Origin of the sequence: Caballeronia udeis (genome assembly GCF_044909315.1) — a bacterium.
In the GTDB taxonomy this organism is placed as follows: Bacteria; Pseudomonadota; Gammaproteobacteria; order Burkholderiales; family Burkholderiaceae; genus Caballeronia; species Caballeronia udeis_A.
Genome location: NZ_JBIYEB010000005.1, coordinates 14,215 through 30,411 on the forward strand (window position 1 = coordinate 14,215; position 16,197 = coordinate 30,411).

At 58.9% G+C, this 16,197-nt stretch carries 16 protein-coding genes and 1 pseudogene; 3 read left to right on the forward strand and 14 right to left on the reverse strand.

All coding sequences use genetic code 11. The annotated features are described in order from the left end of the window. The first annotated feature begins 14 nt into the window (after nt 1–14). From ABH944_RS09585 to rbsK, 3 genes are all read left to right on the forward strand, one after another. A complete protein-coding gene (locus ABH944_RS09585; RefSeq protein ID WP_404606505.1) occupies nt 15–1,628 on the forward strand; it encodes a sugar ABC transporter ATP-binding protein in 1,614 nt (537 codons plus the stop codon). After that, complete coding sequence (locus tag ABH944_RS09590) at nt 1,625–2,626, forward strand: ABC transporter permease (protein ID WP_404606507.1); 1,002 nt, start codon at nt 1,625–1,627, stop codon at nt 2,624–2,626. The genes ABH944_RS09585 and ABH944_RS09590 overlap by 4 nt, the downstream gene beginning before the upstream one ends. Before the next feature lie 212 nt (nt 2,627–2,838). Further along, nucleotides 2,839–3,774, forward strand: coding sequence for a ribokinase (gene rbsK / locus ABH944_RS09595; RefSeq protein ID WP_097274094.1), 936 nt, complete (start codon nt 2,839–2,841; stop codon nt 3,772–3,774). 40 nt (nt 3,775–3,814) lie between these two features. Here the strand turns inward: rbsK and ABH944_RS09600 are convergent, their stop codons facing one another. The 14 genes and pseudogenes from ABH944_RS09600 to ABH944_RS09665 form a co-directional block, all read right to left on the reverse strand. After that, nucleotides 3,815–4,393 (reverse strand): DUF4865 family protein, encoded by a 579-nt coding sequence (locus tag ABH944_RS09600; protein ID WP_404606508.1) that lies wholly within the window; start codon nt 4,391–4,393, stop codon nt 3,815–3,817. 152 nt (nt 4,394–4,545) lie between these two features. Continuing rightward, the gene (locus ABH944_RS09605) at nt 4,546–4,992 is read right to left on the reverse strand and encodes a GNAT family N-acetyltransferase (protein WP_404606510.1); all 447 of its coding nucleotides are present in this window, start codon (nt 4,990–4,992) and stop codon (nt 4,546–4,548) included. 57 nt (nt 4,993–5,049) lie between these two features. Continuing rightward, nucleotides 5,050–5,505, reverse strand: a complete 456-nt coding sequence (locus ABH944_RS09610) for a bleomycin resistance protein (RefSeq protein WP_404606511.1) — start codon at nt 5,503–5,505, stop codon at nt 5,050–5,052. Between the two features lie 10 nt (nt 5,506–5,515). Continuing rightward, complete coding sequence (locus ABH944_RS09615; protein ID WP_404606512.1) at nt 5,516–6,391, reverse strand: ornithine carbamoyltransferase; 876 nt, start codon at nt 6,389–6,391, stop codon at nt 5,516–5,518. A gap of 109 nt (nt 6,392–6,500) precedes the next feature. Next, nucleotides 6,501–6,842 (reverse strand): hypothetical protein, encoded by a 342-nt coding sequence (locus tag ABH944_RS09620; protein ID WP_404606514.1) that lies wholly within the window; start codon nt 6,840–6,842, stop codon nt 6,501–6,503. Between the two features lie 139 nt (nt 6,843–6,981). Further along, nucleotides 6,982–7,638 carry a methionine ABC transporter permease gene (locus ABH944_RS09625; RefSeq protein ID WP_404606516.1) on the reverse strand — a complete coding sequence of 219 codons (657 nt, stop codon included), beginning with the start codon at nt 7,636–7,638 and terminating at the stop codon, nt 6,982–6,984. Then, nucleotides 7,619–8,794 carry a methionine ABC transporter ATP-binding protein gene (locus tag ABH944_RS09630; protein WP_404606518.1) on the reverse strand — a complete coding sequence of 392 codons (1,176 nt, stop codon included), beginning with the start codon at nt 8,792–8,794 and terminating at the stop codon, nt 7,619–7,621. Before ABH944_RS09630 ends, ABH944_RS09625 begins: the two co-directional genes overlap by 20 nt. Before the next feature lie 64 nt (nt 8,795–8,858). Beyond that, the gene (locus tag ABH944_RS09635; RefSeq protein WP_404606520.1) at nt 8,859–9,671 is read right to left on the reverse strand and encodes a MetQ/NlpA family ABC transporter substrate-binding protein; all 813 of its coding nucleotides are present in this window, start codon (nt 9,669–9,671) and stop codon (nt 8,859–8,861) included. A 592-nt stretch (nt 9,672–10,263) separates the two neighbouring features. Then, nucleotides 10,264–10,839: a phasin family protein gene (locus tag ABH944_RS09640; protein WP_404606521.1), complete on the reverse strand. Its 576-nt coding sequence runs from the start codon at nt 10,837–10,839 to the stop codon at nt 10,264–10,266. A gap of 251 nt (nt 10,840–11,090) precedes the next feature. After that, nucleotides 11,091–11,648: an STAS domain-containing protein gene (locus ABH944_RS09645; RefSeq protein ID WP_404606942.1), complete on the reverse strand. Its 558-nt coding sequence runs from the start codon at nt 11,646–11,648 to the stop codon at nt 11,091–11,093. A 114-nt stretch (nt 11,649–11,762) separates the two neighbouring features. Beyond that, nucleotides 11,763–12,901: pseudogene (locus ABH944_RS09650) on the reverse strand (SulP family inorganic anion transporter); the annotation flags it as partial. Continuing rightward, a complete protein-coding gene (locus tag ABH944_RS09655; RefSeq protein WP_404606523.1) occupies nt 12,891–13,964 on the reverse strand; it encodes a sulfate ABC transporter substrate-binding protein in 1,074 nt (357 codons plus the stop codon). The gene ABH944_RS09655 and the pseudogene ABH944_RS09650, both read right to left, overlap by 11 nt. 151 nt (nt 13,965–14,115) lie before the next feature. Beyond that, a complete protein-coding gene (locus ABH944_RS09660) occupies nt 14,116–14,508 on the reverse strand; it encodes a hypothetical protein (protein ID WP_404606525.1) in 393 nt (130 codons plus the stop codon). A gap of 440 nt (nt 14,509–14,948) precedes the next feature. After that, nucleotides 14,949–16,013 carry an LLM class flavin-dependent oxidoreductase gene (locus ABH944_RS09665; protein ID WP_404606526.1) on the reverse strand — a complete coding sequence of 355 codons (1,065 nt, stop codon included), beginning with the start codon at nt 16,011–16,013 and terminating at the stop codon, nt 14,949–14,951. Between the last annotated feature and the right edge of the window lie 184 nt (nt 16,014–16,197).

Sequence of the window (16,197 nt, forward strand, 5' to 3'; positions counted from 1 at the left end):
AGCCCCTCATATTGATGCCAAGTCATAAAGCCCCTCCCGCCGACATAGCGCCGGTGCTGACCATTCACGGGATCGGCAAGACCTACGTCGAACCGGTGCTCGCGGACGTCTCGCTCCATTTGCGTCCCGGTGAAGTGCTCGCGCTGACAGGTGAAAACGGCGCCGGCAAGAGCACGCTCTCGAAGATCGTGGGCGGTCTCGTTACGCCCACGACCGGCTCCATGCAGCTTGGCGGTATGCCGTATGCACCGGCAAGCCGCAGTGACGCCGAAGCACTCGGCGTGCGCATGGTGATGCAGGAACTGAACCTGCTGCCTACGTTGTCCGTTGCTGAAAACCTCTTCCTGAATCGTCTGCCCAAACGTGGTTTCGGCTGGATCGACCGCACGGTGCTGCGCGAAGATGCGCGTCAGGCGATGGCCCAGGTCGGGCTCGACGGCATCGACCCGGATACGCTCGTGGGTGAACTCGGCATTGGTCATCAGCAGATGGTCGAGATTGCGCGCAACCTGATTGGCGATTGCCACGTGCTGATCCTCGATGAACCCACCGCCATGCTCACGACGCGTGAAGTCGACCTGCTGTTCGAGCAAGTCGAGCGCCTGAAAGCGCGCGGCGTGGCGCTGGTCTATATCTCGCATCGGCTGGAAGAACTGGCGCGGATTGCCGAACGCGCGGCCGTGCTGCGCGACGGCCGGCTCGTCCACGTCGACGCCATGCGCAACCTCACCAGCGACAAGCTCGTGACGCTGATGGTCGGACGCGATATTGGCGAGCGCATCGATCTCGGCGAACGCCGGATTGGCGCGACCGCATTCAAGGTGCGAGGCATGACGCGCGGCAACGCCGTGCGCGACGTATCGTTTGAAGTAAAGGCCGGCGAGATCTTCGGCATCAGCGGGCTGATCGGCGCGGGCCGGACCGAACTCATGCGGCTGATCTACGGCGCGGACCGGGCGGATAGCGGCAGCATTGAAGTCGCGCATCGCGGTGCGGCGCTCAAGACGGTCAGCATCAAGTCTCCCTCCGACGCGGTGAGCCAGGGTATCGCGCTCATCACCGAAGACCGCAAGGGCGAAGGTTTGCTGCTGCCCCAGCCGATTGCCGCGAATATTTCGCTGGGCAATATCGGTGCGGTATCGAAGCACGGTTTTATCGATACCCGCCGCGAGACCGCTCTCGCGCAGAGGCAGATCGACGCCATGCGGATCCGCACGTCGAGCGCCGCGCAACCGGTGTCCGAACTCTCGGGCGGCAATCAGCAGAAGGTGGTGATCGGCCGCTGGCTCGCCCGCGATTGCACGGTGCTGCTCTTCGATGAACCCACGCGCGGCATCGACGTCGGCGCGAAGTTCGACATCTATGCGCTGATGGGCGCCCAGGCGCGCGAAGGCCGTGCGCTGGTGGTCGTGTCCAGCGACCTGCGCGAGCTGATGCTGATCTGCGACCGGATCGGCGTGATGTCGGCGGGACGGTTGACCGGCATCTTCGAACGCGATAACTGGTCGCAGGACGCGCTGCTGGCCGCGGCGTTCGCGGGTTACGCAGGCCGCGATAAAATCCTCGGCGAATCCATTGAACCGGGCGCCGAGACGCCGGACACCCCTATCACGGAGCACCAGTCATGACTGTACAAACAACGACGCCGAAATTGCAGACGGAGCCGCCCAAAAGCGCGAAACCGATCGGCACACGGCTGGGTTTCTCGAACTACCTGGGCCTGATGGGTGCGCTGATCGCGATGATCGCGCTGTTCTCCGTGCTGAGTTCGCACTTCCTGACCTACGACACCTTCAGCACGATCGCGAACCAGATTCCCGATCTGGTAGTGATGTCAGTGGGCATGACGTTCGTGCTGATCATTGCGGGTATCGACCTCTCGGTGGGGTCGGTGCTGGCGCTGGGGGCTGCGGTGACCAGCGTGGCTGCTTTGCAATGGCACTGGGGGGCACTGCCGGCCGCGTTGCTCGGCATGGCCGGTGCGACGCTCACCGGCTGCGTGACGGGCGCTGTGACGGTGGGTTGGCGCATCCCTTCGTTCATCGTCTCGCTGGGTGTGCTGGAAGCGGCACGCGGCCTTGCATACCAGATGACGAACTCGCGCACGGCGTACATAGGCGACGCCTTCGACTTTCTCTCGAATCCCATCGCGTTCGGCATTTCCCCTTCGTTCCTGATTGCCATCGCCGTGATGGTTGTGGCGCAGCTCGTGCTCACCCGAACGGTGTTTGGCCGCTATCTGGTCGGCATTGGCACCAACGAGGAAGCCGTGCGGCTGGCCGGCGTGAATCCGCGGCCGTACAAGGTCATCGTGTTTGCGCTGATGGGCCTGCTCTCCGGTCTTGCCGCCCTGTTCCAGATCTCGCGGCTTGAGGCGGCCGACCCGAACGCCGGATCGGGGATCGAACTGCAGGTCATTGCGGCGGTCGTGATCGGTGGTACCAGCCTGATGGGTGGACGTGGTTCTGTCATCAGCACCTTCTTTGGGGTCCTGATCATTTCGGTGCTGGCAGCGGGCCTTGCGCAAATCGGCGCGAACGAGCCGACCAAGCGGATCATCACCGGTGCGGTAATTGTGGTGGCGGTCGTGCTGGATACGTACCGCAGCAAACGGCGCATCATGTAAGCGTTGGCATCGCCCGGTTCCAAGCGCTCGTGCAGCCGCGCTCTGGATAGTTGATTCGCCCCTGGCAGGGGTGAATCGCGGGTGGTCGATGCAACACATCCCTATTTTCGGCGATGCCGGTAGTGTCTCAGCTTGGCTTGGCGCGCTTGTTGGCGCCCTTAACAAAAGCCCAAGCCCAACGACCTACCGGCTCGCCAGCAGGAGAAGTTAAAATGTCCAAAGAAACAAAGCAAGGCTCCGTCCTCATCATGGGGAGTATCAATACCGACCTGGTCGCGCGATCACCCCACCTGCCCCGTCCGGGCGAAACGATCAGCGGCCATGAGTTCTCGCAGATCTCCGGCGGCAAGGGCGCCAACCAGGCGGTTGCGGCTGCACGTATCGGCGGCCGCGTGGCCATGGCGGGATGCGTGGGCGGCGACGCCAACGGCGCATTGCGGCTGGCAGGGCTCGAAGCGGAAGGGATCGATTGCAGCGCGGTCGAAACCGACCCGTCGGTGCCGACCGGCGTAGCGATCGTCACCGTAGCGGACGACGGCCAGAACACGATCGTGGTAGTGCCTGGCAGCAACGGCCAGGTCACCCCCGAGATGGTCAAGCGCCATGAGGCCGTGATCAAGGCCGCTGACGTGGTGGTGTGCCAGCTCGAAACCCCCTGGGATTCGGTGTATGCCACGCTCGTCACCGCCCGGCGGTTCGGCAAGCTGACCGTATTGAATCCTGCGCCGGCTACCGGTCCGCTGCCGCCTGAATGGCTTCCGTTGATCGACTATCTGGTTCCGAACGAGGTCGAGGCCGCGATCCTTGCGGGGTTGCCGGTTGAATCGCAAAGCGGTGCGCGCCGGGCAGCGAAAGAACTTCAGAGAGAGGGCGCGCGCAACGTGATCGTGACGCTCGGATCGCAAGGCGCGTATCTGTTGCCCGAAGCGGGCGGAGAAGGCACACACTACCCTGCGCCGAAGGTAAGCGCGGTCGACACCACCGCGGCGGGCGATACATTCATTGGCGTCTTTGCCGCGCAGCTGGCGTCACGGCAACCCATTGAGGCTGCAATCAGCCTCGCCCAGCGAGCGGCCGCCATTTCCGTCACGCGCGCAGGCGCACAACCCTCGATCCCGACTCGCCAGGAAGTCGATAGCGCACCCTAGCCGCGCTGCTCCGGGACGCTTGGGTTCCGCCCTCCTGGCTCTATGCAGCGTTCCGTGGGAGCGTATCCAGAAGCGGCGCGGCGAGGTGCAGGATCTCGTAGCTTGTGCCAGAGTCGCTTGCCGCCGGTTCACGCTCGGACAGCACGATGCGCGTGAATTTCCAGCTCTGAGCGTCCACACCCACGGCGGCTGCGACCGTTGTGGATCGCTCGGCGACTTCCCGGTTCCGTTCTATCTCGCTCGCGAACACAGCCGTCAGGTCGGCGTCCAGAGGAATGTCCAGGTCCTCCTTGACGACGAATCGAGCCTGGTGCGCAGGGCCCCTGCGCGCGTCGAGCGCAAACCGAGTCTTGATCTCCGCCCGCCCGAAGGCGTCCGTCACAACCTTGTAGCGACCGCTCACCAGGAAATCACGAAATGCCTCGTCCTGACGCCACAAATACAGCGAGGAATAATCATTCGCGATGGCGCCGTAGCGCCCGCTTTCCCGCAGCAGAAAACCTTTAAAGTAAAGCTCCGGAACGTCATCCCAAAGCGGACCACGTTCCTTCGCCCGGGACCTGATCAGTCCCACATCGTAATTGGCCGGCAGGCGATGTGAATAGTGCGCAATGATCATGGCTAAACCTCGTTGTGGTGGGTCGGACTTAGGTTCTTCATCAATTGCCGCGCATCGATCTTGCTGATGCTCAGACCCTGACGCGTATTCAGTCTGCGATCGCCAGGTTTATCAAGTTTGCCAAGTCTGTTAATACAGCCGGTCGCCAGGCGTCAGCGGCCTGGCTTCGCGATGAATGCGAGTTTTTCCTGCCCGTCAAAACCCGCTGACTCGTAAAACTGCACGGTCGCTTTATCCTTTCTTCCCGTAAGCAGCATCACCTTATAACAACCGGCCGACCAGCTCGATGCCAGAGCCTCCTTGAGCACTGCCTTGCCATAGCCATTCCCGCGATGAGCGCTATGAGTCACGACGTTCTCCAGCAGCCCATAAGGCCTGCAACCACGTGTGAGATTCGGTATGACAGTCAGAGTACAGCTCGAAACCAGCTCGCCATCCCTGTATCCGCCGAACACGGTATGGCGAGGGTCCGCCATGAGCTCGTTCCAGACCGAGCGGATGACCGATGCATCCGGAAGCGGCTCATCTGATGTGTGCAAGTGACCATAGAGAAGCGACAGTTGATTGAGCTCGGCCGGGGAAATGGGGCGTACCTGCAATTGAATACTCTCCTGTTCTTGCGTAGCGACTTTCCGTAGTAGTAGAAGTAGAACGCGTTACCGAAGGTCCCGAACCCGCCCCTGGCCCAGGCTGGCCGAGAATCGCACAAGATAGCCGTCCGGGTCTTGAACCAGGAACTGGTGCACCCCCACTTCTATTTCCCCCGTGCGATACCACTTTTGCTCGGGCGCCAGGAACAAAGGCCAGTCGACGCTTCCCAACGCTTCGAGTATGGGCGCAAGCGTCTTTACGCTGACCTGGAAGTTCGTCCCGCGCCCGAGTGGCGCCTCAAGCACAGCCGTTATCCAGTTACGCCCGCGGCCCCTTTCCTCCAGCATGACTTGCGCGCCATCGCAATCCAGATAGACAAAGCCCTCATCCAGACGGTGATAAACGACCGTAAAACCGCAGAGATCACGCCAGAACCGCAAGCTTGCGTTTATATCCGTAACCAGCAATTCGGGCACTAGCTTCGCCGGTATGAAGGATGCTTGCAAAGTGCTCTGTTCCATTTCCGTTCCTTCAAACCGCTGCAAACATCTGCTCCAGAACAGCATTCTGGGCATGGAGCAAAAACGCTTTGGCCTCGACCACACGACAGCTAACGTGCTTCATCGCGCCCGCCGAAACCTCCTTGCCACGAGAGACTGGCGGGCACGGCAAGAACTCGGCACCGGGTCTTCGTTGCTCCAATAGATCAGTCGTTATCTGATAGCGCGACAGTTCCTCCGGGTTAGCTTCCTCAGGCCAGCAGTCCGTCACCAGAATATCCGCATCCGAGATTTCATTGAGGTCCGTGCTTGTGTAAAAACGAGGCGTGTCAGCCGGCGATGCCGGCGCGTGCCACCTCTCCGGATATACCTGAACCACCGTGATCGGAAGCGCCGCGGCGGCCTCGATCCAGGAGCCCAGGATATTCGATTCGGGGGATACCACGGCCACTTTTATTCCATCGATCGTGCCATGCCGATGGAAGTAAAAGGCGAGATCACCAAGCGTTTCGCACGGATGGTTGTGTCGAGTGCGTGCATTGATTACCGGTCCTCGCGACAAGTCGGCAAGCCTGCGCAGCACAGCCAGGTCGGGAGCACGCGTGACAATACCGTCAAACCAGTTGTCGAGGTAGGCGGCAAGGTCCTCCAGATCTTCACGCGTATCCCAGCGCAGCGGCGCATGCACGCATAGGCCACCCATTGACTGGATGCCAAGATCGAACGCCGTTGTATTTCGCCAGCCGGTATCGTTGACTACGAGTCCGATGCATTTGCCCGTCAAGCTTTGCGGCATGCGGCGCTCTTTCCAGAAACCCGCTAACTCCTGAGACCGCTCGAGCAATCTCCTAAGCGTTGGCCGATCGACATCATTCAGCGCAAGAAAATCACGTTTGGTTCGAACCATGGCGTTGTATAGAGCGATGACCCGACGCCCGCACCACGCGAGAGTTGCTCCGGCCGATCAATGTCTCCGAGGTAAATACTTTACTACGGGATCGAGCCTATTTGAACAACTAAGCCCTTCGCGTTAATAGCGCGAGGTCCCGAACGCTTGCCAATGAGGCGCCATAGCCGCTGAGCATACCCGTCACGTGACGTGTAACTGGAAAAGTTGCGGTACTCAACATTTGTTCAATGCGATCATCAGCTCGTCCGGGAAGTTCGTTTTTTACACGGCGAAATGCTATTTTTCCATCCGCCCTATTGATCATTTTTACGAACCCCTCCTGGGCAAGTGCACATAGCGTGTCGCGCAAGATCGCGGTGGTAACGTCAAATTGTTGCGCCAGATACGTTGGATTGTAGTCGCGGCCAATCCGCATGCGTCCAAGAAGGGTAACCCGCGTGAGCCTCATTGATTATCCTGTAATTAAGCCGGAATCCTAAGAATATTAGTTGCTCGTCAAACCCCTTCCAAACGACTTATCGACCTATCGATTCCCAGATTTATTCAATGCAAGCTCGCCTGCGGTCGTATCTCGCGCACCAAGCCCCTCAGCGCTTGTGGTCAGTGCGCCGGGCAAGCCATTCGCCTGCAAACTGCACGATAGACACCAGGGCGATAAGAATCACGATAACCATGAACATCACTTGCGTCTCGTATCGTTCATAGCCGTATCGAATTGCCATGTCGCCCAGGCCTCCTCCACCCACGGCTCCGGCCATTGCGGAAGTATCGATCATGGCGATGGCAGTCACGGTCATCCCACCCAGAATGCTGGGAAGCGCTTCCGGCAGCAACACATGCCGCACGATATGCCAACGCCGGCATCCCATTGCCCGTGCGGCTTCAATCAAACCCGGCTCGACGCTGTTGAGGCTGACTTGCGCGATTCGCGCGAAAAACGGTATGAGATTCGCACTAAGCGGCACGATAGCCGCCCAGGTGCCAAGCGTCGTTCCCACGATGAAACGTGTCACAGGCAACAGCGCGACCAGCAAGATGATAAAGGGGATCGCACGAAACATATTAATGATGATCGACAACGTCTTGTTCAGACGGGGCTTCGGATACAGGCCATCAACAGCGGTTGCATTCAGGACAACGGCAATGATCAGACCCGTCACTATCGCGATCGCCATCGACACACTCACCATGAGCAGCGTCTGGAGGAGCGCATGAATGTATCGGTCAAGTATCGGCGTGGACATAACCTAACACCTCTATGTGAGCAGCCGGCAGCGTCTTGCGTGCCTGTTCTTCATTCCACCCTTGCGCAGGCAGCGAAATCAGGAGATTTCCCTGCGCATGCCCGCGAAGACGATCCAATCCACCGTGCAACAGGTTCGCGCCCTGACCCAGCGCAGCCAAGGCGGCAAATGGGACACCACCGGGAAGCCCGTTCCCCGGGAACCTGACTTTGAGAATGGCATCCCCGTGACGTCCGTTCAGGTCCGCTACGAGCCTGTCCGCCAGATCCAGTGGAATATCGTGAAGCAGGGGCCGCAACAGGGCCCGGGTTGCATCAGCTTGTGGATTGCCGAAGACTTCCCAGACCTCTCCCCGCTCCACGACTTGCCCGTGGTCCAGGACCAGCACCTTATGGCAAATCTCGCGAATGACCGACATATCATGCGTGATCAGCACAATGGTCAGGCCAAGCTTGCGATTGATGTTCCGTAGAAGATCGAGAATGGACTGCGTTGTTTCCGGGTCGAGCGCCGACGTGGCCTCGTCGCACAGCAGGATTTCCGGGTTGTGGACAAGCGCCCTGGCAATGCCCACTCGCTGTTTCTGGCCGCCCGATAACCTGGCCGGGTAAATGTCCGCCTTGTCACGCAGTCCGACAAGTTCGAGCAAAGCGTCGACTCGCTCATGCACGAGTTTCGGCTTTACCCCGGCAACCCGTAACGGCAAGCCCACGTTCTCCCTGACCGTCTTCGCGGAGAGCAGGTTGAAATGCTGGAAGATCATGCCAATGCGCCGGCGCAGCGCAACGAGTGAATCCTCATCGAGCGTACCGACGTCGATATCGTCCACGCGAACCCGCCCCGCGCTCGGTGACTCGAGCATATTGATCGCACGCAGCAGGGTCGACTTACCTGCCCCGCTGCGCCCGATAATCCCGAAGATCTCGCCGCGTTCTACGTTGAACGAGACGTCCCTGAGCGCAACGACCGTCCCTTTGCGTCCTGAATATTGTTTCTGCAAACCCTCGAACGCAATATGAACATCCGGCGGTTTCGTGCTTGGCAGCGGGCCACGAACCACGCGAAGAACAGAGTCATGAACATCGTTGATAGACAGACCTCGAACAGGAATTTTTTTAAAGCCGGGCGCATACGGCGCTGCGGGTTCTAAAGACATGCACGATGCTCAGGCGGAGTGGAAAACGTACAGCGTCAGTCGATAGACGAAAGGCATGGCTCTATCAGAATGCGGGGATGACAGAGCCGTTGAAATGCGTCTCGATGAATGTCCGTACTTCCGGCGACTGATAGGCCTTGACGAGGTTCTTGACCCACGGAGCGTTCTTGTCCTGTTCGCGGACCGCGATAACGTTGACGTACGGATTGTGTTCCTTCCTCTCGACCGCAATGCCATCGCGTGTCGCGAAGAGACCGGCTTCAGAGGCGAAGTTGTTCACGATCGCTGCGGCGTCGACGTCCGGGAGCGAACGCACTTGCACAATATCCGCGGCCTCGACAAACTTCAGGTTCCTGGGGTTCGAGGTTACATCCTGCAGCGTCGCCGTTCCGGTGAATGGATCGAATCCGTCGCGCAACGTAATCAGTTTGTGATCGCGCAGAATGACCAGTGCACGCGTTTGATTGCTGGGGTCGCTTGGAATGCTGACCGTCGCGCCAGGGGGCAGTGCCTCCAGTGATTTGTACTTCTTCGAGTAAAAGGCGATTGGCGAGATGTAGGTGTTACCGACGGCCACGATCTTGTAGCCTCGCTGCTTTACCTGATCCCGCAAGAATGGAATGTGCTGGAACGAATTCGCGTTCAGGTCGCCGTTGTTAAGTGCTTCGTTAGGGCTGGCCGTTCCTGTAATCACGATGGACTCCACAGGCAGGTTATTCTTCCTGGCCACCTGCGTCACGATTTCCCATATCTGTTCATCGACACCGCCACGCACGCCCACTTTCAAAGGTGCGGAATCGGCTGCGAATGCCCCGCCATGCAACATAGTGAAGGTAGCAGCAACAACAGCCATAAAGCGTAGGGCACGGCGAACCATAGCGACTCTCTCTTTTAACAGTGAATTAGTGTTGGCCGATTATAGGGACGCGGTTTTCAAAGGTCCAAGAATTGTTCGTTGGATGCTAATCACCGTTTAGCGTGTGCTTTTTAGACCCAGCAAGCAGCACTTGAAGCATTCGATACCTTCGGTCCCAGTGCAGATCGAGCGCATTCTCACGCGCATCAGTTGACAACTTCCAATCTTGGTCGCCCGATCAGTAATAGATTTGTATACCTAAATAATTATCTCGATAAAACCGTGAATCAACCCTAGCAGGTCAGCGTACATGCACAGTTAGTCGCATCTGACCTTTAATCCTGACAACCAGGAGCGCGAGAACGAACCGATCAATGCTGATATGCAATACACGACAGCGCTGACAACGGGTGGCGCTACGCATATGCATCGTGCGATGGCTTGGTTGTGGCTGAGAACGTGGTGGGATTTCTTGCGGATTTCGGCTGTCCTGCTTTCGTCAGGAAGCTGGCGATGCAGGGCATGACAATCATTCAAGCCCTTCCCGACCGGAACGAACGTCCGGCCGGTGCAGCACGGCGCGGGGTATGCCCCCTCACCCTGCGTTGCTGCGTCAGGCGGTCGTCGTCTTGGAGGCTCGCGACGCTTGTGCGGTGGTTTCCTTCGCGGCCTTCGACGCGGCAGTGGTCGCGGCGTCGAAACTGCTTTCAGCAAGTTCGACGGCCTGCTTCGTTGCCTTGTGGACCGTGTCGTACGTGGTATTGGCGGCGGTGATCGTCGACTTCAGCAGTGCCACCGCAGTTTCCGCGCCGGCCGGCGCGTTCTTCGTCAGATTGTCGATGAAGGACTGCGTGCTCTGGCTGTATTCGGCAAACTGCGCTTCAGCGACCTTGAGGAATTCCGCCTGGGTGCCCGTCAGGATCTCATACACATGACGGCTGTAGGCCTGCGCCTTTTCGGCGGCCGGCTGCGCCAGGGCATTTTGAAGCTTGGCGAGATCCTGCGGATCTTTCCCGGACAGCGCCTTCTGCGTGGTTTCCTGCGTTTCGGCAAATATCGACTTCGTGGCCTGCAGGTTCAGGTTGGTCAGCTTTTCGACGCCCTCAAACACCTTGTTTGTCAGGTTGAAGAATGTTTCGACATGGCTTTTTTGTGTTGCGGCGAACTGTTCCGGAGAAAACTGGGTCATCTCTATGCTCCTGGGTAGACGAACACTGGCGGGCACTGGCGGTTACTTCAAAAAAACATGATGCGAACGTGATGCGTCGCAACATGAAGCCCATTCTTTGTGCCACGGGCAAGGATGTCAAATGACATATTCGTGATAGCAAATAAGGCGGGCGTCCCTGACTCAATCGGTACCGCGGGTGGGACCGGCGACCGTGTGGCGCCAGCTCGTGCCGCTGTCAGATGGAATCGATTTCATCGCCGGCATACGAGTCAGACGAGGTAATACAAGCGGTCATCCTCGCGCACGGGAATCGGCTCAACGCTGTGCTGCGCGCAGTGGGCACACGTATTCGCATTCGCAATCAGGCTGTATGCATAACGTACGGCACGAAGCGTCGCCGAATAGCGCTCGTCCTCTTCAGGGAAGAAACGCTCCGGTGGGTACCAGTCGGAGAACTGGAGTTTGACGAGCGCTGCAAGCAACTCAGGGCGCAGCCCCGCGAGCAGAATAATCCGGCCATTGCTTTGACTTTCGCGCAGGAAATGCTCGAGCTTTTCTATACACACCACGTCTGGATTGCGCACGCGTTTAAGCCGCAAGACGACATGGCGGATCCCGCGAGCTTCGACCTGCGCGTTGATCGTTTCAAAGTGACGATCCAACTCCAGTGCAGCGCCGAAGAACAATTCGCCCTCCAGGTCATACACCGCGACAGACGTACATTCCGGGTCGCTCGGCAAGCGTTCGCGTACTACCCGCTCCGGGCTCACGAACAATTCGGTCGCTTTCAATTTCGCCGCACGCGGCACGAACAGCACGATCGACACGGCTACGCCGACGAGAATGGCGAACTCGACCCCAATGACAAGCGCCGACAATGCCGTAATCAATACAAGCCCCGCGTCGTAACGAGACGCCCGAAGCGCGTAGCGGATCCGTTCGAAGTCGATCAGGCGAAAGGCTGTAACGAGCAACAGGCCGGCAAGCGACGCCTTGGGAATATAGCGTGTCAACGGAGCGAGAAGCAGCACTGCCACAGCGACGATCACTGCCGTGACCACGCCTGAGAACCGTGTGACCGCGCCCGCCTGGTAATTGATGGCTGAACGCGAAAGAGAACCGGAGCCCGGCAAACACCGGAAAAACCGCCTGCCAGGTTGGCGAGTCCTTCAGCCATGCACTGACGGTTATAGTCCAGCGGCTGGCCGGTCCTGTGTGCGATCGATTTGGCGATCGAGAGCGCTTCGAGCAAACCGAGGAACGCGATTGCAACCGCCGACGACGAGAGCTGCCCAAGCCAGGACCACTTGATCTCAGGGATATGCGGTTCGGGCAGGCTGGCCTTCAACGCGCCGATCACCGAAACCGCCGTCTTGCCTCCTGCCCCTGGCGTGGACCATCCCAGGGCAAAAGCCGCGAGGCTCATCACAAGCAGCACCAGGAACATCTCGAACTGCGGCAACTTGTAGCGGCGCACGGCTTTTCGCAACGAGATAGCCAGTGCGACTGTGACAGCACTGATCGCGAGGGCTTTAAGGTTCACCGGATCACCATGAACAACAGTCAGCCACAACCGGTAGAGCACATGCTGGTGGCCCGAGCCTTTCTCACGCACGCCAAGCACATTGCCGATCTGCCCGACTACCAGAAGCACAGCCGCGCCAGCCATGAAACCCAGGATCACGGATTCCGAAATGTACCGTGTGAGGTCGCCCAGACGGAACACCGCTATGGCAATTTGAATGATGCCGACCATCACGCCGAGCAGGAACATGGCTTCGTAGATGTCGGCGCTTGCGTTCGGATCCAGAAAGGCGAGCGCGCTGAATACCACGAGCGAAATGGCGCTGGTCGGTCCATTGATCAGGTGCGACGACGATCCGAAGATTGACGCTACCAGTGTCACTATTACTGCGGAGTACAAACCAAAGCGCGGATCGACACCGGCAATCAATGCGTAAGCCATGCCTTGCGGCAAGGATATGGCGGCGACTGTCAGCCCAGCCACCAGGTCACGTCGACCCTTTTTCGCAGTGTAGTTGAGTCGATTTATAAGTTTCATGCTGGTCTCATGCCCCATCTTTCTGGATTGCGACGGCGGCGTGTTCGGCAGCAGCCGCGCCGGCAGGACCGAGAACCGTATCGAGGACCCCGTTCTCGTCGAAGAACTTGTGATTGGCGTCGTCCCAACTTTTAGCGATGTCGGTCACATTGAAAAGCTTGATAGGTCTTAACCGGTCGGCGTATTTTCTGGCGATCGCAGCGTTGACCGGACGATACCCCGCTTGCGCCGCGATCTCCTGTGCGGAATCCGTGAAGAGGTAGTCGAGATAGGCCCGTGCGTAGCGCTCGCTATGGTGCCGGGCGACATTGCGGTCGACCCACGCAACGTAGGGCTCGGCAAGAATGCTGACCGGTGGATACACGATCTCGAGTTCACCGGGCGTGTCGGCAAGCTCGCGTATTGCTTCGTTTTCCCAGGTCAGTTGAACGTCTCCCAGCTTCTCGACAACGAAGGTTGCCGCTGCGCCGCGAGCACCGCTATCGAGGCGCGTGGTATGCCGGTACAGGGCCTCCAGATAAGCGTGTGCGGCAGCGTCGGTGCCACCGCGCGTTGTCGTGGCGCCCCACGCAGCCAGTGCGCTGAGCTTGCCGTTGCCTGACGTTCGCGGGTCCGGGGTGATGATCTCCACGCCAGGTTTCACCAGGTCAGGCCAATCATGAATGCCTTTGGGATTGCCTCTGCGAACCACGAAGACAATGGTCGAGTAGTAAGGCTGGGAATGATGCGGCAATCGGTCCTGCCAGCCATCGGCAATCAGGCCGCGCTTGCGCAGCGCATCGATATCCGTGAACAATCCCAGCGTCACCACGTCCGCATCTTGTTCGCCGTCAATCACCGAGCGTGCTTGCCGCGAAGAGCCTCCGTGTGATTGTTTCACCTGCAGGCGAACGCCATTGTCACGCTGATAGTTGGCGACGAACTGCTGATCGAGTCGAAGATATAGCTCGCGAGTTGGATCGTACGAAACATTCAGTATCTGACGATTGACGTCGCCCTGAACATTTTTCACACCGATCAGCGTGACCGCAACCGCGACGGCCGCTACCGCGCCAACGCTCAACCAGGGGATGGGCTTCATGCGTAGTTCTCAAAGCGGTGAAAGGACGTCGCCACGCAAAACGCAAAATCGTGGGAGCCCGGGGCGCATTCGGTAACAGCAAAGAACGATTGATACAGAGAATATGGATAGGCGTGATCCGCGTTCGGGAAAGATAGACGCAAGCGCCGCATCAACGCGCCTGTCCGGTTGCACCAGGAGGTTCACTACGCGTCAGGAGGTTCAGCGATGTCCATCCAGCCCCGCGAGCAGGACAGAACACCGGGACGAGCGCTGTGCCGGCGTTGCCGGCCCGACTTACGCTGTCCGCATTGTCTATGTAGACGCAATCGTCTCCGGCCTTCAGGCTGAAGGAGACGGTGCGATCATCGACCGCGCGGTACACCACGTAATCGGGCGCCCTCGCGTTATTCGGAATAGCGACATGGCGCGCAGCGGCTGCAACGCTCTCTTTTGTCGATTGGGTCTTCCAGCTTGCCTCGACGCAAACCAGAAGAATGGCGATGCCAACCACCCAAAGTGATTTCTGCGACAGGCTCTCGGGGGACGACGATACGTGGGACATCGGACAGCGCTCCAGACCAGATTCACTTCAAAGCAGCGCCCGGTAACCAGGGAATCCCGATCGAAAGACCGAAAGCCGCCGGGATTGGCTGTTCAATGCCGGCGCGGTAGCGCAGGTTATTCGCATGATGATTTCGGCGGAACGCAGTGCCTGATCGAGACTATGAGAGCGGGGCCTCAAAAGCAGAAATAATTTAATTTCATTTGAAATTCACAAAGTGACGCGAATCGATAACCGGCCGCGCCACTGCCGGGGTTGCCGCCAAGCACCCGTTCTTTTTAAGTCCACGCAAAAGCGCAAGGACGTGAGTGCAATCACTTTGGAAGCAACGAGCAAGGATGGACCGTACTAAGCGCTCGCTAGCAGGATTTCGGAAGCGGGCCTTATTCCGCTCCTCATAATCTCACCGTAAGTCTTGGCCCGATCGAGCTTTGTAACCCCTACTCATCGTCGCGAGCTGTCAGTTCACGGACGAGCGGTATGACCTCTTGCGCGAAGCGTTTCATGTCCGCTTCGAACGGCTGAAACTGCAGCATGAACAATTCGATTCCCGCCCGATGAAACTCGACAATACGCCGCGCCACCGTTTCGTAGCTGCCGACCAACCCCGCCGCGGTTCCGCCATTGCTCCCCACCCGCGCTGACTTGGCGAAGGTCTGGTGCATGACCGCTTTCGGGTCGGTGTTCTCCTTCTGCGACGCACGCAACGCAGCATCTTTCGCGGCAAGCGCGAACAGATGATCGAGATGCTCCTGCGCCTGCCCTTCCGCTGACCGTGCAATCACGAAGGCGGAAAGCCCGAAGCGCAATGGCGGGCCGGTACGCGCACGCCCTCCCACGTCGTCGATCAATCGGCGCACATCGGGCAACGGTTGCCCGTTGATGAACCAGAAATCCCCGCGGTCAGCCACCAGCGCTCTCGCCGGCTCCGACTCGCCGCCGACATAGATGCGAGGTCTCTCCCGGAAGCGGTCGGCTGGACGCAAGACGTAGTCTTCCACGTCGAAGAAGCGCCCCTTGAAATTGGTGCGTTTTCCAAGCATCAGGTCATTCACAACCGTGATCCATTCACGGCCGTACGCGTATCGTTCGTCATGCTCGGCAAAACCTATACCGGCCTTGGCCAGCTCAGGGCGATTCCATGCGTTGACCAGATTGATGGCGAATCTCCCGCCGCTGATGTCTTCAATCTGCATGGCCATCTTGGCCAGGGTGACGGGATGATAGAGATAGGGCTTGATCGCCGTGATGATCTCGATGCGCGTGGTGAGCGCAGCCAACGCTGCCGAAGCAGTCCAGGCCTCCAGTTGATCAAGCGTTTCGTCATGAGGATTGATCGTGTGCTGCGCAACCAGCGTTGAGTCGAAACCGAGCCGCTCGGCTTCCAGGACGAGGTCGCGGTTGCGGGACCATGACGCATCGTAGGGTTCATCAGGATCCTGAAGCGCGGCACGGCTACCGTGCACGAGTGCCCAAATGCCAAAGCGGGGAGTTGACGAAGGCATCAGTCGACCTAACGTGGATTGAGAAAGACAGGAATCAGAACCTGCAAGCATGCGTCGGCCATGCTGCACCGGTCAATGCCGTCCTTCCAGTTTGTTCGCATATCGATAGAAGGAAAACCGGAATGACAATCCGCTTTCCTACGCTTTGCATGCGGCCATTGCGGGTGAAAGTCTCCCTTCTTCC